At 37.7% G+C, this 25,151-nt stretch carries 31 protein-coding genes and 1 pseudogene; 14 read left to right on the top strand and 18 right to left on the bottom strand.

All coding sequences use genetic code 11. The features are described from left to right. Positions 1–31 precede the first annotated feature (31 nt). Positions 32–676 (bottom strand): TetR/AcrR family transcriptional regulator, encoded by a 645-nt coding sequence (locus tag QSJ37_RS01385; RefSeq protein WP_285753007.1) that lies wholly within the window; start codon positions 674–676, stop codon positions 32–34. 166 nt (positions 677–842) lie between these two features. Between QSJ37_RS01385 and QSJ37_RS01380 the strand changes: the two genes are divergently transcribed. The 3 genes from QSJ37_RS01380 (at position 843) to QSJ37_RS01370 (ending at position 1,980) form a co-directional block, all read left to right on the top strand. Next, positions 843–1,379, top strand: a complete 537-nt coding sequence (locus tag QSJ37_RS01380) for a flavodoxin family protein (RefSeq protein ID WP_285754717.1) — start codon at positions 843–845, stop codon at positions 1,377–1,379. Positions 1,380–1,591: 212 nt separating this feature from the next. Next, positions 1,592–1,840 carry a hypothetical protein gene (locus tag QSJ37_RS01375; protein ID WP_015864024.1) on the top strand — a complete coding sequence of 83 codons (249 nt, stop codon included), beginning with the start codon at positions 1,592–1,594 and terminating at the stop codon, positions 1,838–1,840. Positions 1,841–1,845: 5 nt separating this feature from the next. Next, complete coding sequence (locus QSJ37_RS01370) at positions 1,846–1,980, top strand: hypothetical protein (protein WP_015864025.1); 135 nt, start codon at positions 1,846–1,848, stop codon at positions 1,978–1,980. Between the two features lie 113 nt (positions 1,981–2,093). Here QSJ37_RS01370 and QSJ37_RS01365 read toward each other — a convergent pair whose 3' ends face one another. Further along, the gene (locus tag QSJ37_RS01365; protein WP_285753000.1) at positions 2,094–2,393 is read right to left on the bottom strand and encodes a hypothetical protein; all 300 of its coding nucleotides are present in this window, start codon (positions 2,391–2,393) and stop codon (positions 2,094–2,096) included. A 112-nt stretch (positions 2,394–2,505) separates the two neighbouring features. Between QSJ37_RS01365 and QSJ37_RS01360 the strand changes: the two genes are divergently transcribed. Next, the gene (locus tag QSJ37_RS01360) at positions 2,506–2,757 is read left to right on the top strand and encodes a DUF6154 family protein (RefSeq protein WP_285752998.1); all 252 of its coding nucleotides are present in this window, start codon (positions 2,506–2,508) and stop codon (positions 2,755–2,757) included. 40 nt (positions 2,758–2,797) lie between these two features. Here QSJ37_RS01360 and ilvA read toward each other — a convergent pair whose 3' ends face one another. Next, the gene (gene ilvA / locus QSJ37_RS01355; protein WP_015864028.1) at positions 2,798–4,006 is read right to left on the bottom strand and encodes a threonine ammonia-lyase; all 1,209 of its coding nucleotides are present in this window, start codon (positions 4,004–4,006) and stop codon (positions 2,798–2,800) included. Positions 4,007–4,362: 356 nt separating this feature from the next. Between ilvA and QSJ37_RS01350 the strand changes: the two genes are divergently transcribed. The 5 genes from QSJ37_RS01350 (at position 4,363) to QSJ37_RS01330 (ending at position 10,603) form a co-directional block, all read left to right on the top strand. Further along, positions 4,363–5,526 carry an MFS transporter gene (locus tag QSJ37_RS01350; protein WP_285752995.1) on the top strand — a complete coding sequence of 388 codons (1,164 nt, stop codon included), beginning with the start codon at positions 4,363–4,365 and terminating at the stop codon, positions 5,524–5,526. Between the two features lie 256 nt (positions 5,527–5,782). Next, a complete protein-coding gene (locus tag QSJ37_RS01345) occupies positions 5,783–6,967 on the top strand; it encodes an alanyl-tRNA editing protein (RefSeq protein WP_285752993.1) in 1,185 nt (394 codons plus the stop codon). Further along, complete coding sequence (locus tag QSJ37_RS01340; protein ID WP_285752990.1) at positions 6,960–7,727, top strand: TatD family hydrolase; 768 nt, start codon at positions 6,960–6,962, stop codon at positions 7,725–7,727. Before QSJ37_RS01345 ends, QSJ37_RS01340 begins: the two co-directional genes overlap by 8 nt. A 61-nt stretch (positions 7,728–7,788) precedes the next feature. Then, on the top strand, positions 7,789–9,039 hold the full coding sequence (locus tag QSJ37_RS01335) for a two-component system sensor histidine kinase NtrB (RefSeq protein WP_285752988.1): 1,251 nt from the start codon (positions 7,789–7,791) through the stop codon (positions 9,037–9,039). A gap of 196 nt (positions 9,040–9,235) precedes the next feature. Further along, a complete protein-coding gene (locus QSJ37_RS01330; RefSeq protein WP_285752986.1) occupies positions 9,236–10,603 on the top strand; it encodes an MATE family efflux transporter in 1,368 nt (455 codons plus the stop codon). 230 nt (positions 10,604–10,833) lie between these two features. Here the strand turns inward: QSJ37_RS01330 and QSJ37_RS01325 are convergent, their stop codons facing one another. From QSJ37_RS01325 to QSJ37_RS01295, 7 genes and pseudogenes are all read right to left on the bottom strand, one after another. Continuing rightward, positions 10,834–10,986 carry a YjcZ family sporulation protein gene (locus QSJ37_RS01325; RefSeq protein ID WP_015864032.1) on the bottom strand — a complete coding sequence of 51 codons (153 nt, stop codon included), beginning with the start codon at positions 10,984–10,986 and terminating at the stop codon, positions 10,834–10,836. Positions 10,987–11,020: 34 nt separating this feature from the next. After that, the gene (locus tag QSJ37_RS01320) at positions 11,021–11,119 is read right to left on the bottom strand and encodes a YjcZ family sporulation protein (protein WP_285754716.1); all 99 of its coding nucleotides are present in this window, start codon (positions 11,117–11,119) and stop codon (positions 11,021–11,023) included. Positions 11,120–11,249: 130 nt separating this feature from the next. Next, the gene (gene rarD, locus QSJ37_RS01315) at positions 11,250–12,182 is read right to left on the bottom strand and encodes an EamA family transporter RarD (RefSeq protein WP_285752981.1); all 933 of its coding nucleotides are present in this window, start codon (positions 12,180–12,182) and stop codon (positions 11,250–11,252) included. Between the two features lie 102 nt (positions 12,183–12,284). Further along, entirely contained in the window at positions 12,285–12,419 is a 135-nt protein-coding gene (gene yjcZ / locus QSJ37_RS01310; protein ID WP_121910054.1) for a sporulation protein YjcZ, read from the bottom strand. Between the two features lie 152 nt (positions 12,420–12,571). Further along, positions 12,572–13,450, bottom strand: coding sequence for a cation diffusion facilitator family transporter (locus QSJ37_RS01305; RefSeq protein ID WP_285752979.1), 879 nt, complete (start codon positions 13,448–13,450; stop codon positions 12,572–12,574). Between the two features lie 219 nt (positions 13,451–13,669). Continuing rightward, positions 13,670–13,780 (bottom strand): annotated as a pseudogene (locus QSJ37_RS01300) (D-alanyl-D-alanine carboxypeptidase family protein); the annotation flags it as partial. A 118-nt stretch (positions 13,781–13,898) separates the two neighbouring features. After that, the gene (locus QSJ37_RS01295; protein WP_285752977.1) at positions 13,899–14,126 is read right to left on the bottom strand and encodes a hypothetical protein; all 228 of its coding nucleotides are present in this window, start codon (positions 14,124–14,126) and stop codon (positions 13,899–13,901) included. Between the two features lie 393 nt (positions 14,127–14,519). On the opposite strand from QSJ37_RS01295, the gene QSJ37_RS01290 reads away from it, so the two are divergent. Further along, the gene (locus tag QSJ37_RS01290) at positions 14,520–14,735 is read left to right on the top strand and encodes a helix-turn-helix domain-containing protein (RefSeq protein ID WP_062898767.1); all 216 of its coding nucleotides are present in this window, start codon (positions 14,520–14,522) and stop codon (positions 14,733–14,735) included. 339 nt (positions 14,736–15,074) lie between these two features. On the opposite strand, the gene QSJ37_RS01285 is transcribed toward QSJ37_RS01290, so the two are convergent. The 6 genes from QSJ37_RS01285 to QSJ37_RS01260 form a co-directional block, all read right to left on the bottom strand. Continuing rightward, positions 15,075–15,590 (bottom strand): OsmC family protein, encoded by a 516-nt coding sequence (locus QSJ37_RS01285; protein ID WP_285752972.1) that lies wholly within the window; start codon positions 15,588–15,590, stop codon positions 15,075–15,077. Between the two features lie 250 nt (positions 15,591–15,840). After that, positions 15,841–16,539: a replication-relaxation family protein gene (locus QSJ37_RS01280; RefSeq protein ID WP_285752970.1), complete on the bottom strand. Its 699-nt coding sequence runs from the start codon at positions 16,537–16,539 to the stop codon at positions 15,841–15,843. Next, positions 16,526–17,719 carry an FtsK/SpoIIIE domain-containing protein gene (locus QSJ37_RS01275; protein ID WP_285752968.1) on the bottom strand — a complete coding sequence of 398 codons (1,194 nt, stop codon included), beginning with the start codon at positions 17,717–17,719 and terminating at the stop codon, positions 16,526–16,528. The genes QSJ37_RS01280 and QSJ37_RS01275 overlap by 14 nt, the downstream gene beginning before the upstream one ends. A gap of 9 nt (positions 17,720–17,728) precedes the next feature. Continuing rightward, positions 17,729–18,070 carry a hypothetical protein gene (locus QSJ37_RS01270; protein WP_285752966.1) on the bottom strand — a complete coding sequence of 114 codons (342 nt, stop codon included), beginning with the start codon at positions 18,068–18,070 and terminating at the stop codon, positions 17,729–17,731. Between the two features lie 148 nt (positions 18,071–18,218). Beyond that, positions 18,219–18,437, bottom strand: coding sequence for a hypothetical protein (locus QSJ37_RS01265; protein WP_285752964.1), 219 nt, complete (start codon positions 18,435–18,437; stop codon positions 18,219–18,221). Further along, the gene (locus QSJ37_RS01260; protein WP_285752962.1) at positions 18,430–19,257 is read right to left on the bottom strand and encodes a ParM/StbA family protein; all 828 of its coding nucleotides are present in this window, start codon (positions 19,255–19,257) and stop codon (positions 18,430–18,432) included. Before QSJ37_RS01260 ends, QSJ37_RS01265 begins: the two co-directional genes overlap by 8 nt. A 203-nt stretch (positions 19,258–19,460) precedes the next feature. On the opposite strand from QSJ37_RS01260, the gene QSJ37_RS01255 reads away from it, so the two are divergent. From QSJ37_RS01255 to QSJ37_RS01245, 3 genes are all read left to right on the top strand, one after another. Next, positions 19,461–19,691 carry a helix-turn-helix transcriptional regulator gene (locus QSJ37_RS01255; protein WP_285752960.1) on the top strand — a complete coding sequence of 77 codons (231 nt, stop codon included), beginning with the start codon at positions 19,461–19,463 and terminating at the stop codon, positions 19,689–19,691. Beyond that, entirely contained in the window at positions 19,692–20,027 is a 336-nt protein-coding gene (locus tag QSJ37_RS01250) for a hypothetical protein (protein ID WP_285752958.1), read from the top strand. Between the two features lie 116 nt (positions 20,028–20,143). Next, the gene (locus QSJ37_RS01245) at positions 20,144–20,911 is read left to right on the top strand and encodes a thermonuclease family protein (protein ID WP_285752956.1); all 768 of its coding nucleotides are present in this window, start codon (positions 20,144–20,146) and stop codon (positions 20,909–20,911) included. 239 nt (positions 20,912–21,150) lie between these two features. On the opposite strand, the gene QSJ37_RS01240 is transcribed toward QSJ37_RS01245, so the two are convergent. Further along, positions 21,151–21,918 carry a hypothetical protein gene (locus QSJ37_RS01240; RefSeq protein ID WP_285752953.1) on the bottom strand — a complete coding sequence of 256 codons (768 nt, stop codon included), beginning with the start codon at positions 21,916–21,918 and terminating at the stop codon, positions 21,151–21,153. Between the two features lie 594 nt (positions 21,919–22,512). Between QSJ37_RS01240 and QSJ37_RS01235 the strand changes: the two genes are divergently transcribed. After that, positions 22,513–23,739, top strand: a complete 1,227-nt coding sequence (locus QSJ37_RS01235; protein WP_285752951.1) for a hypothetical protein — start codon at positions 22,513–22,515, stop codon at positions 23,737–23,739. A 298-nt stretch (positions 23,740–24,037) separates the two neighbouring features. On the opposite strand, the gene QSJ37_RS01230 is transcribed toward QSJ37_RS01235, so the two are convergent. Next, positions 24,038–25,105, bottom strand: a complete 1,068-nt coding sequence (locus tag QSJ37_RS01230) for a hypothetical protein (protein ID WP_285752949.1) — start codon at positions 25,103–25,105, stop codon at positions 24,038–24,040. Positions 25,106–25,151: the final 46 nt, after the last annotated feature.

Genomic DNA, 25,151 nt, shown 5'->3' with positions numbered 1-25,151 from the left:
TGTTTACCTTTTTCTCACTTTTTAAAAAATTTCATTTTGAAAACGAACCGGAAAACGGCTTGATGAAAAAGTTCGATATTTGTGGACGCCGCTTTGCTTCTTCCGTCAAAATGGAATGCAAGATAAAATCAGCAAAGTAGTTTGCAATTTGTTCGATGGTCATCGGACCGTCTGGGTTATACCATTTGTATGTCCAGTTCACCATGCCGATAATGGACATTCCTGTAATCTCTACCGATAACTCGGAACGAAACTCCCCAGCCTCTATTCCTTCGCGGATAACGCGGAAAATCACTTCCTTAAACTCATCGCGTTTTCGGTTGATTTTCTCGGAATATTCCGGTTTTAAATACGTGCTTTCTTGGTAAAAAACAGTAATATGCGGCTTATATAAATGAAACACTTTTACAAATGACTGAATAATTGCATATAAGCGTTCTGTCGAAGTGGTGTAGTTTTCGTACGCTTCTTGCGCTTTATTCAACACATACGTAATAAATACGTCATGAATGTGATAAAGAAGCTCATCTTTTGATTTGAAGTTATGATAAAAACCACCTTTAGACGTGTTGCTTTCCGTCACAATCCGATCAACCGTCACACCATGATAGCCGTATTTTTCAAATAGACGAAGAGCAGTATCGATAATTCGATCTCTTAATGTTTTTTCTGCCATGGAAAGTCTCCTTTGCTTTTATATTACCACTATTTTCTGAAAAGTAAAATATTTTTTATTTATTAATTTCATTTAATTATAAAATACGGAATGGTTGCTGGAAATGTCAACTATCGTTTATCATCATCATATGATTGGAGAAGAAAGGATGGATACGATGGCAAAAATTTTAGTGTTAAATGGCAGCTCAAGAGAAAGCGGAAATACCGAACAGCTGACAGATGTTATTTTGGAAGGAGTCTCTTGCACCCGTATCAATATAAGAGACTTTTTGATTCAGCCAATTGTCGACAAACGCCATGATCCAGAAGGATTTACGACAGTTGCCGACGATTATGATCAAATAATTAAACTCGTTCGCCAGCATGACGTGCTTATATTTGCGACGCCAATCTATTGGTATGGAATGAGCGGGCATATGAAGCAATTTATCGATCGCTGGTCACAAAGCTTGCGAGATACGCGTTTTTCTTTTAAAGAGGAAATGAAAAAGAAAAAAGCCTTTGTCATCATTTGCGGCGGTGACAATCCATATATCAAAGGTCTCCCGCTCATTCAGCAGTTTCAATACATTTTTCAATTTATGGGAATTGAATATATCGGCTATGTGATTGGAGAAGGAAACGCCCCTGGCGATGTGCTTCGTGATGAACGAGCAATCGGTCAAGCAAAATATTGGAATACATTTTTTCGTTCGTTATAAAATTCTCCAGCTTTATGCTGGGGAATTTTTCTTTACTTCCCAGAAAGGCATTGCGCTATGTTGCGCTCTCCAATAAAACCCAGCTATTTTATCCACTACTATGCGCGCTATATTTGTATGTGATTCCTCCATGGCATATGGAATATTTTTTCACCATTTCATACATAATCACGGCGTCTTTTCAAGAAAATAAGGGTGGGAGGTGGTTTCATTTGGAACCGATGCTATGTCCAAACTGTAAAACGAATCGAACGCGCTTTCATTTAATCGAGCAGCAGCCCAAAGCGGTAAAACTGAATCCGCAAACCGGTGAAATTGAACAAGAATATACAAACGATGCGTTAGAACCGTTCCATCTTCCTTACCGCGGCCCAAGCTATCGCGTGCAATGCGGCGCATGTGGATTAATTGAGGATGCCGAAATGTTTATTCAACGAGCAAAATCATCACAAATGAGGTGATCAATATGGCAAACAAAAAACAAACTCCATCATCGTTGGTCGACCAAAAACAGCTTGTTAACGACGAGGCAAAGGCGATGAGAGAAAAAGGCGACCAGCATATTCGCCGGGTTACGCCAAACGGAGCGGACGGGCAATAACCATGAAAGGTGGGTCTACTTCTTAGTCAAGTAAACCCGCCTTTTCTAGAGATACATCGTCCATGTACCGATATCGCGAAAACCAATCGTTTGTAAATGCCGCCTTTGGATTATCATAAAAAGCATAATGTCTTTCCTTCCAAAAATGAAAGAAGATTGTTCGTTTGCTGAATCAACACAGCAAACCCTTCGACGTTAAAATCTCCTTGCGCATAAGGAATAAAAGAATTATAATACCGAAGCAGCGCTGCTTTTAGCCTGCCTGTTCCGTCCAATTCTCCCCAAATTTCTTGAAAATCGGCATCATACCCAAACAATTCGATGTCACCGATAATAAACAAATTAAACGACAATTCTTTTTGCAGAAATGAAAAAAGCTGGTCATGGTCATGCTTTGTTAGGCTCTGAATCATCTCTCTCCTTTTTTAGATTTTTTACTATCATAATATACCAAAATTAGGAAATCATCATATACATAAGTTTTATGCAAACTGATGATAAACGAAACAGATGGAGGAAAAATGAATGAAATTTGTTGACGAGCTATATGAATACTATAAAAACCGACTCACAGGCGATGAAGAAGATGCGGAAGTGATGACGATGTCAATTTTGGAAGAGCTCGACCGCAACGATTTGCTGCATCTCATTCAAGAAATGACCGATGAGGAATTAATGGGAATGGTGGGGCTTTACATTCTTGAATGCCTAAAAGCGAAAATGGCACACGATGGAATTGGACAAACAAAACTGCGAGATATGCCAAACGTTCATTAAAAAGCATGATGGGATGGCGTGCCTGCGCCATCCCTTGATGTTATTGGAGAAACTCGACGTCATATCCTTCTTTTAATAATACTTGATGAATTTGCTGGATATGATCTTGATTTTTTGTTTCGAGAGAGAAATGAATTTCTGCTTGACCCGGCAACACTTTTGCTCCGATGCGCTGATGGTGAATCGACATAACGTTTGCTTCCAATTCGGCGATAATTCGCAACAGTTTATTGAGCTGGCCAGGTTTATCGGAGATAACAGTCGTAAATGTCACAAATCGTCCAGATTCGACGAGCCCGCGTTCGATGATTCGTGAAATGAGGGTAACATCGACATTGCCCCCACTTAATATGGTGACAACTTTTTTTCTAGTAAATGGAAATTTTTGGTACAATAGCGCCGCAAGCGGACACGCCGCAGAACCTTCGACCAGCAGCTTGTTACGTTCCAATAAATATAGCATCGTTCGAGAAATTTCCGCTTCCTCGACACAGACGACGCCGTCGACATATTTTTCAATATATTGATACGTGATATTTCCTGGTTTTTTCACAGCGATGCCATCGGCAATCGTATCAGAAGAAGTAATGGTTATTGGCTTTTTATGACGGAGCGCCGCCGTCATTCCAGGACAAGCAGACGATTCGACTCCATATACTTGAATCGATGGTTTCAACTGTTTTAATGTAAATGCCAATCCGGCAAGAAGTCCGCCGCCCCCAACCGGACATAGGACAACATCGACATCCGGGAGCTGTTCGATAATTTCTAAGCCAATCGTTCCCTGGCCTGCCATGACCGCTAAATCATCAAACGGATGAACAAACGTCGCTCCTCGCTGCCGCTGCAATTCGAACGCATACTCAAGCGATTCATCAAATACGTCGCCATGTAAAATAACTTCTGCTCCATAACCTTTCGTTGCTTCCACTTTGCTTAACGGCGCTCCTTTGGGCATGACGATCGTACATGGAATACCGATCATGCCGCTGGAGTAGGCGACCCCTTGAGCATGGTTTCCAGCCGAAGCGGCAATCACCCCGCGCTTTCGTTCCTCTTCGCTTAACGACATAATTTTATTAAATGATCCCCGCACTTTAAACGATCCCGTCTTTTGCAAATTTTCGAGCTTCATGTATACTTCATTGCCAGAAAGATTGGTAAATGTTTGGGAATGCTCAAGCGGAGTTTGATGAACAATCCCTTTCATTTTTTCCCTTGCCTCTAAAACATCGTTCAATGTTAACATCGTTTTCATCACCTAGCTATCATTCATTTCAAAGTTGCCCCTGATAATTATACATAAAACAGTAGTTTGTCTACAAACTACATCCAATATAACTTTTCATCTTTTTTTAAATGTGCTATAAAAAGAAAGGAAATCCTAATCATGACGCAAGCAAGCCGAATATACTGACTCCATCCATCACCCCAATATAGAAATTAAAAATCTGCCTAATGCATTCCTAATCGAGGCAAATTCCATCTCTCCAATAATATGATGCAATATTAGGATGTTTCTCGTGCGTTTCCTCCTAGAATATTTTGCAAATTCCCATAAACTTCATTTATGATAAAGAAGTATGAACGATCGGAGGTAACAATATGAAAAAGTCTAATTTTCTTCCTCTTTTATTTGCCGTTATGTTTTTGGTGATGACTGGTTTTGGCATTATCATCCCGGTTCTTCCCTTTTTAGCAGAAGAAGTGGGTGCCACTCCTACGCAATTAGGACTGCTAATGGCAACGTACTCTTTGATGCAACTATTATTCGCTCCATTTTGGGGCCAAATGTCCGACCGTTACGGACGAAAACCAATTTTATTAATCGGCATCGCCGGATTGTCGCTCTCGTTCTTTTTGTTTGCCGTAGCAAAAACACTTACGATGTTATTTATCGCCCGTATTATCGGCGGGATGCTATCAGCAGCTACAATTCCTACAGCAATGGCTTACGTTGCTGACGTCACGACACCGCAAGAACGTGGAAAAGCAATGGGGGCCATCGGCGCTGCTACCGGTCTTGGATTTATTTTTGGTCCTGCGATTGGCGGCATTTTTTCGAAAATAAATTTGCATATTCCTTTCTTTATCTCAGGAATACTATCCGCTGTTACCGCATGTCTCGTGCTTCTTTTTTTGAAAGAATCATTGACAAAAGAAAAACAACCGGCAACTTTAAAAACAAAAGAACCGATATGGCACATACTAAAAGGGCCGCTTTTATTTCTGTACCTTCTTCAATGGCTTATTACTTTTTCATTGGCTGGGCTAGAAGCAACATTTGCTTACTACGCAGCAAAACGCGCAGAATTATATTCCTCGCAATTAGGCTATATTTTTATGATTATGGGGCTTGCAAGCGCGATTGTCCAAGGAGGGCTCATTGGAAAACTAATTCAAAAATTTGGTGAAGGCCGCGTCATTCAAGGCGGAATCGTTGTATCAGCCGTTGGATTTGCCCTCATTTTATTCGTTCACAACTTCCTGACCGCCGCTGTATTTTTATCGATTTTTGGCATCGGAAACGGCGTCATCCGCCCTTGTGTATCCTCGCTAGTCACTAAACATATATCAAGCGGTCAAGGGCGTGCTACCGGATTGCTTTCTTCGTTTGACTCCCTTGGGCGCATCATCGGGCCTCCAATTGCCGGACAGATGTTTACAGCAATGATCGAACTTCCATACTTAGCAGGTATTGTATTATCCTGTTTCGCGTTGATTCTTTATCATGTTTTTGCAAAACAGTCACAGCAAGTTTCGTCTTAAGAGGGAAGCTCCCTCTTTTTTACATTGATTATTTAGAACATAGTTTAATAACATAAATAATTATTTCTTTAGCTAAATAATCAACAGCCCATCCTTCGTTTGTTCATGAACTTTTATCCTACTATTTCGATTGTGAAATATTTTTTCATCTCTTTCAGGACAACATTTTATGCATGCTAAAAACTATATAAAAGTAGGCAGCCACAATAAAAATTGGTAAGATAAAAGCAGACAATCTTGGAAAGGACGAAGAACGATGACCGTGAAATTATATTACACTTCTCCAGCGACAAGCGAATGGACAACGACAATCACAAGTGCTCGTGAAGATGGAGATACATATATTGTCACATTAGCAGAAACGGCATTTTATCCGGAAGGCGGCGGACAACCTTCCGATTGCGGAACGATTGAAGGAATGCGTGTATTAGAAGTATTTGAAGAAAACGAGGAAGTGTATCATCGCCTCCCTTCCTTGCCTAAAACATCCACCGTTCATTGTCAAATCGATGCGGCTCGCCGTCTCGACCATACCCAACAACATAGCGGGCAACATTTATTATCCGCTGTTTGCATAGATCTTTTTGACGCCCATACGGTCGGTTTTCATATGGGCACTGATGTAGTAACGATTGATTTAAACGTTCCTTCTTTATCCGAGCAAGCGCTCACCGCCATTGAAAATCGCGCCAACGAACTTATTTACGCCAATATTCCTGTAGAAACGTACTATGTGACAAAAGAAGAAGCACGCACAATTCCGTTTCGGAAGCTTCCCGATATCGAAGGGAATATTCGCGTCGTCGAAATCAAAGGAGTCGATGTCTCAGCCTGCTGCGGAACTCATGTGTCACGTACAGGAGAAATCGGGATCATTAAGCTGCTGAAAACAGAACGTCATCGCGGAATGACGCGCCTGTCATTTGTTTGCGGCAAACGCGCTCTTGGCGATTATCGCATTTCCCATCGTATTCTTACTACCGTTTCCCAACAATTTGGAACAAACCGGGATATGTTGTTAGACGTGCTTGCAAAATGGGAGGCCGAAAAGAAAGAACTACAAAAACAGTTGCAGCAATGTAAAGAAGTGATGTACGATATCGAAGCAGAGCAAGCGGCACAGCAAGCAGAAAAGGTGATCATTCGCATCTATGAGAAATATACGTTAAAAGATTTGCAAGCAATTGCCAATAAAATTGCAAATCGCTACCATAAAACAGCCGTTTTAGCGACTTTGTTGGAGCATCGCATCGTCATCGCCAAAGCTCCTTCCCTTTCGCTTCACGCTGGTCAATGGTTGAAGCAAAGGCTAGAAGCAGTGAACGGAAAAGGAGGGGGAAATGATCGTCAAGCACAAGCAACATTTTCTTCGCTCCATGACATGCACACATTTATTCGCTTATTAGAAACGGAAATAACAAAGGTGATTGCTAGTGATTGATGCCCACCTTCATTTAGATCAATATAGCGATATCGAAGAAGAGATAAAAAAATGGCAAGAAGCAGGAATTGCCGCGGTAGTGGCCGTTTCGACCGATCTTCGTTCCAGCTATCGGACGCTCGAACTAAAACAAAAATTTCCTGATTTCATTTATGCGGCGATTGGGTTTCATCCCGAACAGCCTCTTCCATCATCATTAGAATGGGAAGAATGGCTTCGTCTTCTTCAGATCGAACGCCCACATCTTTCTGCTATTGGAGAAGTCGGTCTTCCTTATTATTCTGCTGAAGCTGTTTTACGATTTTCTGATTATCGCGATTTCTTTGAACAAATCGTTCGTACTGCTGCTGCGGCCTCATTACCGCTAGCAATACACGCTGTTTACGACAAAGCTTCAACTGCTTTACATATATTGCAGAAAAATAAGATAAAAAAGGCTCACTTTCACTGGTTGAAAGCGGAGCCGGCGATCATTGAAAGAATTGTAGCATGCGGCTACTTTATTTCAATCACTCCTGAAGTTTGTTATCGCACGCGGGACCAAAAACTTTTGTCTCGTGTGCCAATCAAACAATTGCTTTTAGAGACGGACGGACCATGGCCATTTGACGGGCCATTTGCCGATGTTCCCACATCTCCATTGCTGTTACATCATTCGCTTAAGGCGGTCGCTTCCTTTTATCATCAAGACATCAAAGCGACAGCAAACACAATCGCCGCAAATACAAAGAGGCTATACGGCTCATTACATCACTGCTAGTCAAAACGAACACCTTTTTGTACAATAACTAATGAACGTTTTCTCAAGGGGTACTGGAAGTATGGACTTATCTTATGAAAAGTTAAAACAACGTGTAAAACAATTGGAACAAGAAACGCGGTTTTATCAAAATTTAATAAAACAAATTCCCTTTTCATTCACCTACACGGATTATAAAGAAGGAATGAAATTAGAAAAGAAGCGCGGAAACATTTCACCAACGATTCAGTCCATTCCCGCTTCTTCCAAAAAAGACACTGATCTACAATTGGATATTGATCTAAATCATGACGTTTTATTTGAGAAGGTTGAAAAGTTTTTAACACCGATTTTCGACCTTGTTCCCCATCATATCGTATTTGTTGATGGAAACGGCATCATTACACTTTGTAACTTGCAAACGGCAATTGATACCGGAGTAGATCGTGATTCCATCATCGGAAAGCATATTCGTGAACTATTGCAGCTGCCCGATGAACTAATCGTAACGCTGCAATCCATAAAAAAAAAGGAGCCGATTTATAATCGCGAAGTATTCGACCGTTTTTATGGAATTATTAATACACGTTTCCTTTATAACAATGATGGTTCCATCAAACGAGTGATTAGCACATTTCAATCATTAACCATGATGAAAGAAACGGAAAAACTGGCGGTGGCTGGTCGTATCGCTGCGGGAATTGCCCATGAAATTCGCAATCCGCTTACTACTGTTCGTGGATATTTACAATTTTTAAAAGGCGAACTTCCAGATCAAATTGTTTCTCTTATTGATCGTCTTCTCATTCCTGAACTTGACCGCGCCAACAGCATCATTACCGACTTTTTAAACATCGCCAAACCAGCGAATATTAAAATGGAAAAAATGATTGTTCATCGTTTTATTCAAGAAGATTTAGGAATGTTGCTACAGAGCGAGGCTTTGTTACATAATGTAAATATTCATTTTGATTTAGACGAACGTCTTGACACTCGTGTGATAAAAGGCGATAAAAGCCAGTTATTACAAGTGTTTTTAAATTTATTTCGCAATGCGGTCGAAGCAAAAGTGAAAAAGACAATGAATGTCACTATTTCGACGAAATTATACAACAATATTGTCCAAATTCGATTTTGCGACGACGGACCTGGGATTCCCCCAACGATTATTGACCATATTTTTGATCCATTTTTCTCTACGAAAGAAACTGGAACTGGACTGGGGCTGCCTCTATCGCGCAAAATCATCGAGCTGCATAAAGGAACGATGAAAGTCGAAAGCGGAGATAATGGGACTTGTTTTCTTATCGAACTGCCATTGGAAAACTGCTGAAACTAGAAGCTGTCCTAGCTTATAAGGACAGCTTCTTTCCCGTATATCTTTAATGTGATCCTTTTCCGATTTTGCATTTAGAACAATGTGTGACTAAATAATATAATCGTTATTAAAAACAAAATGATTGTTTCTTTCTGATTTTTTTCGTAATCTATATGGATAGTGCAACTTTATTGGAAAAGAGGCGGTTTTGATGCAGCAAACGATGACACACAAAGAGAAAATCATACAGCTGCTTCATATTTTTTTACCCGTGTTTATTACTCAAGTTGGTCAATATGCGATGAACTTTGCTGACGTTACGATGTCAGGACATGCCAGTTCGGGTGATTTAGCTGGAGTCGCGATTGGATCAAGTTTGTGGGTTCCGATTTTTACAGGAATGAGCGGCATTTTACTCGCTCTGACGCCAATTGTCGCTCAACATTTCGGAGCAAAACGGTACGAGCAAATTCCTCATGCGGTGATCCAAGCGATGTATTTAGCGATTGTGATCGGCCTAGCCATCATCGTTGGCGGTGCCGCCGTCTTAAATCCGATTTTGAATCACATGAATTTAGAAGCAGGAGTACAACAGGTCGCTTATGATTATTTAATCGCCCTTTCATTTGGTATAATCCCGTTATTTCTTTATTACGTACTGCGCTGTTTTATTGATGCGCTTGGCCAGACGAAAATTACGATGTTTATCACATTAACGGCACTTCCTATTAACATTTTGTTTAACTACTTACTCATTTATGGAAAATTTGGCTTTCCGAAGCTCGGCGGTGTCGGCTCTGGTTATGCAACGACGATCACATATTGGTATTCGTTTTTAATAGCGGTCATCATCGTCCGCCGGTTTCAGCGATTTGAGCGCTTTAACCTCTTCAAGCGTTTTTATCGTATTTCTTTTGCTACGTGGAAAGAACTATTAAAAATCGGGCTTCCGATCGGTTTTGCGATTTTTTTTGAAACGAGCATTTTCGCCGCTGTCACATTGTTGATGAGCGAGTTTCATACAACGACGATCGCCGCTCATCAAAGTGCGATGAATTTCGCATCGTTTCTTTATATGATCCCATTAAGCATCTCTACTGCATTGACAATCGCCGTTGGTTTTGAAGTTGGGGCGAATCGTTATCAAGATGCAAAACAATATAGCTTTATCGGCATTGGAATGGCAGTGTCAACAGCGGTTGTTACTTCGCTTTTGCTTTATTTTTTCCGCGGGGATATTGCCAAGATTTATACGAACGAACAAGATGTGCTATTTTTGACAGAGCAATTTTTACTATATGCGATTTTCTTTCAATTTTCGGATGCCGTAGCTGCTCCGATTCAAGGCGCACTTAGAGGATATAAAGACGTTAACGCTACATTTTGGGCCGCTTTCGTTTCGTATTGGTGCATTGGGCTTCCTTTTGGTTATACGCTTGCCAATTTCACTTCTTTCGAAGCGTTTGGATATTGGATTGGGCTGATTGCGGGATTAGCTTCTGGGGCGATATTCCTCTTTTTCCGCCTTCTCTATGTCCAGCGCCGCTACAAGCATGTTCATCATAATGAAAGCGGGTGAAAAAACCTATATTCTCCATCGTTATATTGTGAAAGGCGCATAATAATGGAGGTTGCATTCAGCCTCTTTTTCACTTAATGTTTTTGTTCACGTTCTTCCATGATCATCACAGACGGCGTCATTCTCTACCGCTAAATATTGGTGATCTCGAAGAGTCTTTCGCAAAAATGAATGAGGAAGAAGCCGTTGATCGGCTTCTTCCTGATTGTCGTGCGTTATCTAGCCGGCAATTAGAACCATGCTGATCCGACAATAATAAGCAAGATGAACAACACAACGATTAGCACGAAACTACGGCCATGACCGAAACCGCCATAGCCAAAGCCATGGCCGAAGCCGCAGCCGCAGCCTCCCCAGCCGCCAAAACCATAACCAAATGACATAGTATGCACCTCCTTATGTTAATTTAATGAGTGGTTAGCACCACCAACCACCAATACATGCGCATCCAACAATAATCAACAAGATGAACAATACGACGATTAACGCAAATCCTCCACCGTAACCTGCACCCATCATGAGCACCTCCTTCACTTTTGTACTAGTAGACTATTCATTTCGATGACAAATGGTTAGATATTTTTATAAAAATGGGTGTTCAACACAATGCAAAATAAAAAACGGACCGATATCATCGATCCGTTTTCTATATGCCATATGAGTTTCGATTAATAATTTTATCATGCCATCCTTGCATCCATTTTGTTTTGGAGAAGGAAAAAATGACAAGCGCCGCCCAAATACAGCTAAACGCATATACGTGCGCTTTCGTAAACGCTTCGTGAAACAAAAATACGCCAAACAATAACGTTAACGTCGGAGCGATATATTGTAGAAATCCGAGCATGGTAAGCGAAATCCGTCTTGCCCCTTTTGCGAAATATAAGAGCGGAACCGCAGTTGCCGGGCCAGCGCCAATCAATAATAATGCCTGCCAAATAGTGAGCGTTGATAAAAGTGAAGAATGATCATACAAAATAAACAAATAGATGAAAGAAACCGGCGCGACAACCATCGTTTCCACTGTTAAACCGATCGCAGAATCAACGCTTGCGAGTTTTTTCACCAGCCCATAAATCCCGAAAGAAAATGCAAGTGATAACGCAACCCATGGAAATGCACCGTATTGAAAAGTCATGATACAAACTCCGGCACTCGCAAGAATAAAGGAAATCCATTGCCATAAATTAAGCCGTTCTTTTAGCACCACCATTCCTAATACAACACTGACGAGCGGATTAATATAATAACCTAAGCTTGTTTCCACCACATGCCCATGGGTAACCGCCCATATGTATACAAACCAATTCACGCTGATTAGTATAGCCGCTGCGATTATTCCTCCTGCTAATTTTGGCTTTTTCATCATCATCGAAACCTGTTTTCGCCACGATGCTATTTGCCTCGTTACAATAAGCAGCACAACCATAAAGAAAAACGACCAAATAATGCGGTGTGCTAAAATTTCCATCGCAGGACGAGACTCCAAAAGCTTCCAATAGAGCGGTAAAATTCCCCACAACAAATAAGAAAGCGCCGTATACCATATTCCGATTTTCTCTTCATTTGCTTGACTCAATGCTCTATCCCCTTTTTATTTTATTGCTTTCATTTTACTGATTTATTATAATTCGTTTTCTGTTTTTTTCCAAGAAAAAACGCCTGCTGTAAACAGGCGTCTTTATCTTACTGCCGCTAACACAATAATCAGCAAAATAAATAAGACAACTATTAAAGTAAATGAAAAGCTGTAACCAAAGCGGCCTCCATAACCGTAACCATAGTAATGCGGTGCATATCCATCATAATACCACATCATAATCTCCTCCTTTTTCGCTAAATAACGGCCAAGACAAGCACAAACAACCATCATTTAAGAGTAAACACCGCTTATAGCGGACGCCTTCTTTGACGATTCACCGTCATTATATGCATCCGCCTATCATAACGGCCGGGCAAATGCCCAGATTAAGGAGTTCTTTCCGGTTCGATATGGACGTGCGTCGCTTCAATATTATGGCGTTTTTTCATCAGGCGTTCCACTTCATCGGCAATTTCGTGGCTTTTTACCACCGTTAAATGTGGATCAACATGTATTGTTACATCAAGGACGACATAACTGCCTAACATTCTTGCTTTTATATCGGAAACGTTCTTTACCCCATCAATGGCTTCGATTTCCTGTTTGTATGTCGTCAACATATGTTCGTCAAACCCATCGGTTAACGCATGGGACGTTTCCATAAATACTTCCCAAGCGGTTTTACAAATCATTCCTCCAATCAGTGCAGCCACAAGCGGATCAAGCCACAATAGACGAGCTTGCGCTCCAATAATTCCAACGACCGTCCCAATGCTTACAAGCGCATCGGACAGATGGTCTTTTGCGGCCGCAGCAAGCGCTTGACTATTCGTTCGTTTCGCTAACTGTGCATTAAAATAATATACGGCTATCATCACAAGCGCAGATGCAACAGCGACAAATGCGGCGAAAGGCTCAGGAGCACCTTCTTTTCCCGGTCGAAAAGCGGAAGAAATTCCTTCAATGATCACATCGATGCCGATGGACATCATCATGAACGCGGCAATTAATGATGAGATGTTTTCCGCGCGTGAATGTCCATACGGATGGTTGCGGTCACGCGGCTTTTTCGCAATTTTAATCCCAATTAAAATCGCGACAGAAGCAAGAATATCGCTAAAATTATTCCATCCGTCCGCTTTGACACCGTCAGAATGTGCAATAGAGCCGACGATGAGTTTGCTTATCGCTAATATTATGTAGCTAACGATACTGACCCAAGCCCCTAATTCTGCTTTCTCTTTTGCTTCCACACATTTCACCAACCTAGCTGTGTCCTTTCTGCATTTATAAGTGTACCAATATAAAAACATGTAAGTCTATAGCAACAAAGTTGGCTTTTGGAAGAAGTATAGATGTGGACAAACTTTTTCTTACTTGTGTAACTTTTTTGAGTAAAGGCAAACCATTACTGCGTATGATGCAACAGAACGTAAAAAAACGTAAAAAAAACGGCCTGCCGATGGTTGCAGGCCGTTTTCTCCTTACATTTTCCTTACGATTTTAAAATACTCTTCTAACGTAATTTGTCTTTCAAACATCACTTTTGCTGCTTTTGTGCCGACATACCGAAGATGCCACGGCTCATATTGGTAACATTTAGCGATATAACCACTTAAAATTGTTGATAAATAGCCTTCTTTCATGTCATTTTTTCTTCATTCTATCATCTAAGTTTTGGTTTTATCAAGAATATCTTTTAAAAAACGCACCTTAAATAGGTACGTTTTCATCCACAGCTTCTTCCCACTTGATTTCAAAATTGTCTACTTCCACTTCATGCTCTTCCCCGTCAACTGTTTTAATGTTCATACGATCAACATCGGCAACTAGATTGCCAACCATGCTATCTATCTTCATCATCGCTTCTTGTTCGTTTTCCGCTTCAACTTCCTTAACCATCCATACAGTTGCTTGTCCATAAACTTTGAATTTTTTCATACTATCCTCTCCCCCATTTTTATTTGAATAATTTTCTCAGTAACTTACCTGTCATCATTCCAATTATTCTGCGACCTATGCCATTTGTCATATAAATTCGACAAAAATTTCTATATTTCCTTTTTCTTCTGCTGTTGTTGTACGAAAAAAATTCCTGCAAGCAAGTAAATTTTTTGCCGATCAGACATTTGTAGCCATTCACTTGCTTTGATAATCATGATTCCACCACCTTTTATTTTTAAAATTTAATGTTTAACTTTCTAAAGATATGATACAGTATGGTAAAAGTTGCTGTCAATAACAAATTTTCAATTTCTTAAAGATTTGCTATACTTATCTAAAGAAAATGTTCATATTATGTATTGAGGAAGAAACAAGGAAGGTTGATGATATATGTTTTCATATGCTCCATTGATGGCTACATTGCATAAAAAAGGAATGACAAAAACTGAATTACAAAGACTCATCGGAGCTTCATCTGCTACATTTGCGAAAATCTCGAAAGATGAGTATGTGTCGATGAAGATTTTAGATGATATTTGTACAGTGCTTGATTGCGAAATATCAGATGTGATAACTCATGTGAAAGAAAAAGACCACTCGAAATAAAATTGAGTGGTCTTAATTGTAATCCCTACTGATTCCGATAAAGCACTAAAAGAGCATCTTCAAGACAATCAACACGATTCGATTATCTCTGACCTAAATAAATTAATCGAAAGTTCTGATGCTACTTGTATTGAAAGTGGCTGACAGCTTTAGTAAGGGCACTGAATGTGTCCTTTATTTGTTGGGCTAACAGTAATCAATAATAACACAATAGGTTTGGAAAGCACTGGAGGACTTTAGAATTCTTAAAATACGTGAAAAAGCTAACGTGAAGGCGTAAAAACGTTAAACAAAATATAATCCCCTTCTTCTGTCAGAAGGGGACTACTCGTGTTTTATTTATATTTTTTCAACGGAACCAGTTATACCAACACCGTTCGTAACCGTTTCAATCATTGGTGACAGTTCATGTGCTAGTTGACGTAGTTCTTCTAATTGTTCGATCGATGCATCAGATTTTACTTTTACCTTATAACGAATATTTGTGTAGCCAGGTCTTACTGATCGATCTAAACCAAAGTACCCTCTTAAGTCAAGGTCACCTTCTGTTTCGATTATCAAATCACTAAAATCAATCCCTCTTTTTGCGGCATGGGTAACAAAGCCTATTGAAAAACAAGTAGCGATCGAAGCAAGTAACAACTCGACTGGATCTGCAGCTGAATCCGTTCCGCCTAAGCTTGTAGGCTCATCAGTATGTAGTACAAAATTCCGTGCTGTCGTTTTGGAAACTGCTCCTCCTTGCCATTCAGTCGTCGTTTTGAAGGTCACTTTTGCTTTTTCAGGATCATTTTTTACATCCTCAATAAATTGATCAAATGCACCTATATTCACTTGAAAGCAGCTTTTTGCCACCCTAAATCTCCTCCTATCCCTATAATTCATATTACATTAATTGGTTTTGATTTCAGTATAACACCCTATTCTTATTTGTCAATTAAAAATATTAATAATTTATTGCGATTTATGCGAAATTATCATCAGCAGGAGTTTCTTTCTGCATTTGACAATCAATTAATACTGTTAATGGCAGTATATTTAAAGAAAAAAGACCACATAAAATTTCTGTGGTCTAAAAATCAACATTGAAATGTAACAGAGTCAATTATTTAAAAAAATCATATTGCAAAACCCCATTTGTTGATTCTAACTTAATTTTCTGTGCTTGTTGTGTTTGCTTTTGCGCTGTATTCCCATCATGTTCAACCTGCTTCATGAACTCATCTATACTTTCCACTTGAGCAATCCTAAACGGATATTCCTTAACATCGACTTTCTTATTTACCTTCCCTACAATCAACACATGAGGAAAAATCGGCTTATTCGAATTAACAAATCGACTTCCCTTCCATTCTCCCGATTCATACCATTCAAGATATTTCTTTAGCTTTTGTTCTGTCTGTTTTGCAGTATAAAGCGAATTTTGTGCTTCAATAAACCATCGACTCCCCTTCCACCTTGTAAAAGCATCTGGAATAAAATCGTCTATAGATGGCTCAATTTCATATTGCTTAACTACATCGTATTTCATCATATCGATGTATATTTGAGCAATCAATAAATAATGATCGACTTTCTGCGAATTTTTCTTGACTGTTGAAGGATTGGGAAAGTAAATGTATTGATGAAATGATTTATCTGTATTTGCGGTAATATATCCATCTCTACGAAGTCTTTTGAGGACAAAATTGGCATTAGTGTGAGGTTTCTTGCAATGACTGAAGAAAAGAGTTGCTATTTGGTCACGAGTGAGACATTTAAAACGCTCTAACGCTGCAATAATCTCTTTATCACGCTTCCTCATCTTCGTCCACTCCAAACCACGAAGTTTCTTGAGGTTGTAGGAAATGAGGTTTTGTATTATCAATTTCATTCTTATGGTCATCTTGTTGTTTTTTAACTCCTTTCACTTTTTTAGAAATCATGAATGGCTCAAGTATTTTTTTCGCTTTTTCAATATCTAATAAAGGCGACTGAATTTCCTCCTGCTTTTTAATCCGTAAAATAAATCGTCCTGCTTGTTCTAACTTATCAGCCCCAATTGTATTTATCACTCTTGCATTTGTCGCATCGGCCACTTGGAAACCCATTCTGACAGTGAGATTTGCACGAATAGTCGTATCGAGAACATCGGCCGTAGGTCTTTGCATTGATAAAATAGCGAATACACCTAATGTGCGCCCAATTGCTACGATTTCAATAAGAATGTCCATAATTTTTTGGTCATTTCGTAGCATCACAAATTCATCTATGCAGACAATGATATAAGGTTTTTTATTCTCTTCGGGTAAATCGTCAATATGAGCAACACCAAACATATCCGTTAAATTACTCCGTTCATCTAATTCTTGCTTAATGTGCTGCAACATCTTCCGTATATCCTTTGGACTACTTAAAACGCATTTTACATGCTTAATCTGTTTGAAGATATGAAATTCACTCTTTTTGCAATCGGCTAAGTATAACTCAAGTTCATTCGGTTTTTTGTATTGAATTAGTGTAGTGAGAATAGACCGCAATTGCGTTGATTTCCCTGAACCTGTTTCACCAGCAATCAATATATGGGGATTTTTCGTTAAATCAAATGCTCTCCATTGACCATTCTTATCTTTGCCACAAATAATCGGTAATTTCATTCCTTTAATTGTTGGATAAAAAGCATCGTAATCATATAGCACCTTATCATCAAATGTATTGTGATAAATCGTCAAGGTAAATTTCTTGACACCACCATCAATTTCAATTTGTTTGCCGAATACTTGTTGAAATACATACTCTTTCTTCATGATCTCTTTCGGATTCATACCGTTTCGTAACGTGAAAGTAAATATTGTTTTATTTTTCTTAAACTGAACCGAATGGATTTTCGGATAAATGTAAATCGTCTTATCGCCACTTCTATATATCTGATATATTTCAGCACTCCTGAAGCATTTCCGAAGCACCGATTTCATTTGCTGTTTTTTAAACCATTCCTTTAACATTGTTTCACCTCAAAATGTCGTAAATAATTTGTAAGTGAAATAAATGAATGTGCCGACTGGTAAAAGTAAATTGGTTGTAGTGCTGATTAATTCGGCAATCAATGTGTCACCATTCGCAGCAAAATGACGTTCAAGCATTGTTGCACCAATCAATGCAATTCCAACACCACCGACTAACAAAAGCGCAACATCGTCTGGAGAACCGTTCGGCATGAACGTTTTTGACGAAATATCTATTCCCATGAAGCTGAAAAACGGTGTATTATGTTTTTTAGGAGACAGTTTCGTTTTGTGATGCCCTGCCAAGAACTCACGAACGGAATACGTCTCCTTTTTTGTTTTGAAAATCATCAACTTCACCTTACTCTCTCTTAATGATTTGATAAAACAGCATAAACTCAACGATTGGGACACGAAAACTTTAGTAAGGTATACTTTAGTTATAACTAATGTTTCTGCTAAAGCTAAAAAGCAGAAATTACTTTAGTTGCTGCTAGAGTTAGATAAATCCCTTTGCAATGTCCTCGTTTATCGTTATTTCGTTTTGAACAGGTATACTTGAAATGATTGATTGACCACCTTCCATATCTCTTTGAATGAGCCTTTTTACATACGCTGAAAAATTCGGAAATGACGAAGCATATTCAAACATTTTCTTTTGATATGGATCGGCTAAGTTAAAGGCGACTCCTTTAGTTTTCATAATTTTTTCAGCCATACAACATTTCCCCGATACGATAAAATCCAATAGCATTTGCAAAAGTCGGCTCATGATATTGATTGTTGTGAATAGGAAGAAGAAGATTGCAGTTAGTGAAATATTGCTTCAAATGCGGATACAAAGGTTTAGCTCCACCACCGCAAAGTAATACGTAATCATGTTCATTCCATTTCGCTAGAGCTACATTCGCAATTCTTCTTGCAATTGCTTCTAAATCATTCGTCCGTACTGTTGCAAGTCCGAAACGCTCGGTAAAGGAATCTCGGTCAATATAGCGCATATTGAGGATAGTTGCGAAATTCACTGTTCCACTACCAATGTCAATAATTCGAACGAGATTTTTCTGAGGATGCGAAAGAATGGCTGAACTCCCTTCTGCTGCTACCTCAACATTACGAATGACAATTTTCTTTTCAAGAAACCCATTTCCATAATCAACTTTAAGAAAATGAGTACCTTTCAACATATCTTTAATTTTGATTTTCTCTGGTTCAGAATGAGTTGAAATCGGTTGACCAACAACAATATCATTAACTGTATCATTTGAGTAACGATGAATAGCAAGGAGAATACGAAGTTTCGCTTCTTCATGAGCCTTTGAATCCCCTTTTCTTGTTCCTCCAAACTCGCATTCATACTGTGCTATTGTTCCGGCAAACCATTTTCTTCCCTCGTACTCGAAAATCATGTCATCTTCTCCAAAACGTTGAATTAATTTGCGTTCACGATATTCTCCCATTGAAGATTCAAAAAGAAATACTCCTTTTTCAGTCACCACCTTCGTTTTTTCGTTTCCAGCATCAATTCCGAGAATCAAAACAATCCCTCCTATAGTTTCAAACTGGATAAAAACACCGCCTTGTTTTCCTTGAAGTGTTTTTATCTAGTTTCAAACTTATGAGGGGGTAGTAATTAAATTGCATGTCCAATGGAATTTTTTTTACTTATTATAAACTTGTATTATTTTTGCATGAAGGAAAAGAATGAGACGAGTGGAATTATTTTAAATGGTGATGTGTGATGAAAAAATATAAACTCAAAAGTAACATTGGAGAATTGATTGAAAAAAGTGGATTAAGGAATGATTACATACGGAAGCATGTAGATGTGAAGCAAAAGCAACTGTGGAATTGGAAAAAAGGAGTAAGTTTCCCAACTTTAGAGAAAGCTTTTATTTTGGCAAAAATTTTAGGATGTCAAGTGGATGATCTTGCGGAATTGGTTGAGGTTGAAGAAGAGGAGGAATGTTAATTGATTGTTATTAATGGTGTGCGAATTAAAGAAAAAGTGGAATCCAATGTATTTGAGGAAATGGTGTTTGACATTAGTTATCGAGATCGAGAAATACTGAACAAGAAAGTATATGCGGAATTTCGTATTTGCAATGGGCTTAATGGAATTACAACTTGGACATATATAGTGAAAAATGTTCCGTTGAAAGAATTTACGCTTTATAAACATGAATATGGGGAAGTTTTAAGAAGAGTACATGAAAAGATTTATCAGTATTTGATGCGTGTATATGGGTATAAGCCAGCACCTATTCGCATTACACATATCGATAATATTGCGTTTCCGGTAAATTAAAAAATTCCCTCCCATCAAGTCCTAAAAAAGAAGATAATTATGGAAAAATATTTTCACTGATAGTAAAATATAGTCGCTGTTAAAAAATACAAGAAGAAAAGGGAGGGAAATGAACTATGAGAAAAATTCTAACGATAGCATTATCGTTAGTAATGCTGTTTGGGGTAGTAAACCAAGCTTTTGCGCATCCCGGAGCACTGGATGAACTAGGGGGACATTTCAGAAAATCTGATTGTACTTATTTCCTGCACAAACCTACATCAATAGCACGCAAAGCTAAAAATATGCAAGAACTGATCGCACTTATAAAAAAGTACAACAGTAACTCTACATGTACCCGTGGATTGAACGCAAACAAAGTTGTTTTAGAAGGATTTACATTTAGTAATAGTAAACCATCTTCTAAGACGCCATCAACTCAAACAAAACCATCCGCTAAACCAGCTACTACAAAGAAGGTTGCATTACCTGCAATTAAGATCAACTCAAAACACACAGTAAAAGTCATTCGTGTAATTGATGGGGATACAGTAGAGGTACAATTCAGCAATAAGGCTGTGGCTACAGTTCGAATGATTGGGGTAAATACACCAGAAACAGTTCATCCGAATAAACCTGTCGAGAAGTATGGAAAAGAAGCATCTAACTATACAAAAAAACGCCTGACAAACAAAACAGTCACATTGGAGTTTGATGTACAAATCAAAGACAAGTACGGAAGATTATTAGCTTATGTATGGATTGGAAAAGAATTGTACAACGAAACATTAGTCAAAGAAGGATATGCTAACGTAATGACAATCCAACCAAACGTGAAATATCAGAAAAGATTTTTGGTCGCAGAACAAGCTGCAAGAAAAGCAAAAAAAGGTTTATGGAAATAACGGAGAAAGCCCTTCCTAAATGAGAAGGGCTTTTATTTTCCCAAAGAACTCTAACAAATAAAAAATCCCTGCCCTATTGAGACAGGACAGGGAAACGTAAAAAATCTATGGACATATTTATTTATGTACTGTTTTTTTCACTATACAACAAATACAAGGTATTTCTAACAATTTGTATTCTCTTTGGTAACATGTCTGTTTCTATATCAATAAATTCATTACGAGCCGCTGAACCTAAACTAAAACCAACCATTAAAACTCTTCATGATAGAAAGAAACACATCCCTATTTACATTGTAATAATAAGTTGGGGCTGAAATTCGTACATGGAAAACTGTTCCCGCATATTTATTTCCTGCATACATAGCTATTTCCATTGTGGTTGTTCCTCCACTACTAAACTCACGGAAACGTGCAACTTTCCCGTTGTTCAATTTCAAATTTTTCCCTTTGAATCCCAAATCCGAATCCAGTGAAGTACCGAAGTCCTCCATCCATCTATATGCTGTTATTTCACCCCGAACACCACTAACAGGCGTTATAATTTCAACACCATCGCAGTTTGTTGATAAACATCTTCCCTTCCAACTTTTTGGAATACTAATCTTATACGACTGAAGTTCATTATAGATTGTATAAAATCCCTCATTAATCACAAGTTTCAACTGTTCTAACTTCGCTTTTGAAGGTGTCTCATATTTTATAGAAGATGATTTTTTAACATAAATTCCCCCACCTAGACCATACAAACCACCAAAATCCTTTTTATAGGAGTATACCCCGAACTCTTGTCCTTTTTTAGCTTTACGTACTACGTAAAGTTTATTATTAGTAAGACGATATAAATCGGTATCTTTCAGTATCGTAACTCTGCCAATCATCCCCTGTTTTAGTTCAATTTTTCCCCACATTACTTTTGCCTCTGCCTTGTCAACTAATGGAGATAAAAAACTAAAACCTAATGCCAACACAAAAGCGTAAATGATTGGTTTAATCCTACTAATCATTCAAATTACCTCCTACAAAAGTAACATTTTACAATAAAATAATACAGCAATTGTAACAAAAAGGAAATGATTTTTTTGAAAAATGAAAATATAGAAATGATACTTGATGGAAACAAACGATGTAAAGAGGAGTTGCAGAAGAGGAGAACTAAAAGGTGTGTATTTTGTACGTTTTTGTAAAAAATTAGCCGATTTTAAATGAGTTTTTCAGATAGTAAATACAATCCCTATATCATCCTATCCTCTACTCTTAAATCGGCTAATTTTCCTTAAAACATGCAAGAAAAATTTTTGCTCTGTTATCGTTAATTCTTGATTTTCGCACAAATGAAAAACCACCTGAAAGGTAGTTTCAGACTATTGATATAGGAAGATAATAAGCAATATCACAATCTGTAACATCCATTCTAAGCTGATTGGATACTGCCGTAAAGAAAAAAAGTGAGATAAATTCCATCGATTACCCAGTTTGAAACAATATCCCTTAAACATAGATAGTTATTAATACTTAATATACACAAATGGTAAATTTCGGTGAATTCTGTGTTTTAGTATTTAAAATTAATATTATAATAAGAAAGGAGGTAGATGGATATGTACGGTTATATAAACATTTTTTATGAGTATTCAAGTTTTGATTATTTCAAAAAAATTGAAGAAAAACTTAAAAATGAAATATACGGTGAACCAGAAAAATATATTTTAGAAGTAAATGAAGAAGAATATATTGATCATCTATATCAAAAATATTGCATTTCAAATGTAATAATTGATTTTGATAATGCAGAAGCAAAACCATACGAAAAGGAAGTTATGTTGACTGATGGTTTTGATCCTCATCGAAAATATCCTGCTAAGAGAATGGCATATACTTTTTATATTCCTTATAATTGTGAAGATGAATTATTAGAAATAAGACCAAGCACATATCTACTTTGGAGCATGAAAGTTAAACTTTATAACAATTATATAACTTTTGAACTTGTTGATCTTAATGATAAAATTGATAACATTAATAAAGAGTACGAAAGAATAAAGCAAAATTTAACAACAATGTCTGAAAATCTTAATAAAGATATAAATCAATTTAATTCAAGTTTACTAACAAAAATAAGAAATTTATTCCAAAAAAGAAAATCGGAGCTTAAACATCGTTATGAGCAAATGCAAAAATTAGTTGTTCCTATAAGAAAAAGTGAAAATACACCAGAGGTATTTTCAGTTACCCCTCCTAAGATTAGAAAGAAAATTGTTCCCAAACCAGTAGTAGAAAATGAAAAGTTCAGCAAGCCTGAACCAACTTTAGACGATAAAACTTATAAGGAAATATTGCAAGCAATTTATCAAATTGGTATGCAATTTGAACGAACTCCATCGGTTTATAAAGATAAAGAAGAAGAACATTTACGTGACCATTTTCTATTAATTTTAGAGCCTAATTTTGAAGGTGCTGCTACTGGTGAAACGTTTAATAATACAGGTAAAACAGATATATTGTTAAGATATGAAGGTAGTAATATATTTGTTGCAGAGTGTAAGTTCTGGAAAGGTAAAAAGCAATTTCTTAAAACAATAGATCAATTACTGGGATACTTAACGTGGAGAGATTCTAAAGCAGCAGTAATTATGTTTGTAAGGGAAAAGGGATTTACGGAAATTGTAAAGAAAGCAAATGAAGCAGTTAAAGAACATAGTAATTTTGTTAGATTTGTAAAACAAGAAACTGAAACATGGTCAAATTACATATTCCATTTAAATGGTGATAAAGATAGAGAAATTAAAGTTGCAGTAATGCTTTTTCATATTCCAGACGTAGATTAAGTTCTATATTAGCCTTTACTGGGCTAGCTAACAGGTTCGATTGTTGAATCAACCGCTCTTTTCACGGGAGGTTTTTTGATCGAAAATTTTACATAAAGGCTCTACCCTGAAATAACTGTAGATAACTTTTACTGTTATTTCATTCATCGATGTACCAATTAATTTTTATTGGCATTGTTGTCTACCAATGAAAAACCACCTATCATAAGGTGGTTATTTTGTTATTCTTTATTCAACTATTGATTCCCGTTAGCTCAATAAAAAGGACGAATCACTTGTCCAAGTAACGCACCCAATATTAAATTTGATACTTCTTTCTTTCTGCTTCTGATAAACGATCTAATCTAAGCACCTTGTGAATTAAGCATTTACAACCAACACTATGGGGAGGCAAGTCTTTTTCTTTACTACTGCGGACAGAAAGTACTTCAGCCCTGCACTTTGTCGATCCTCCCTGACCGTTAATAAGGAAAAATCCTTCTCCATCCTCGAACCGTTTTTTTGCTTCCTGATAAGATTTTTTTCTGTAAACTAATGCTTGCAGGTAATACATGAGTGCTTCTAATTTTTTCTTTTCCCACATTACTTGTTTACGCTCCATCGGAGTCTCTACCGGAAACTCTAAAATTACTTCATTACTGGATCTCTGTATGTAGATTTTAATTTCTTCATAACCTTTTTGGTTTTCAAGATATGGAAAATCCTCTATCTTGATTTTACGTTTTCTTCCGATAGCGTTATAGCTTGTTAAAAGGATTCTAGCATCCAGTGAAAGGTTATAAAACTCCTCACGATATCTGCTCAAATCTTGAGGTTGCTTAGGTTCATTTTTAACAAAATAGTACAATCCATATTTTTCATTGGGATTTTCTTTAACACGTTTAAATTCCTCATCGAATTCTTTCCATTTATACTCCTTGAACATTAGAAACGCCATCAGCACATAATCAGGTTTGTAACCATTTAAAACATACCAACATAGTTCATTCTGTATCTGATTTAATTCCTCTTTGCTAATGTTATGAATAGGGATTTTAATCTGCTTTGCTGCATCATAACCTTCCCTATCAACGGTAAAGAAGAATTTTAATGCTTTTTGCACTTCCTCTTCATTTTTAGCAAAAGAAGCAACAAGATGGCGATTCGATTCTTCTAATAGGCGAACGGCTTCATTGATGTCACCATTATCAAATGCTTTTCTTGCTTTAGAATAATATTCTATACTTAACTCTCTAGGTGATTTAGCTGGTTCTCTTGATGATTGAACATGCTTTTTCTGTAGACTAACTGTTTCCACTTCAGATGACACTGTATTTTTAAAGCTTTTAAAGAAATCGAAGAAACCTATGGGAATCACTCCTTTCATCTTTCTATTGATTATCTTTAAAATTTGATACAACTAAAGACTAGAC

Origin of the sequence: Parageobacillus sp. G301 (assembly GCF_030268025.1) — a bacterium.
GTDB lineage: Bacteria > Bacillota > Bacilli > Bacillales > Anoxybacillaceae > Parageobacillus_B > Parageobacillus_B toebii.
Note: the sequence above shows the minus strand (reverse complement) of the source record. Positions and strands in the feature narration are given on the sequence as shown.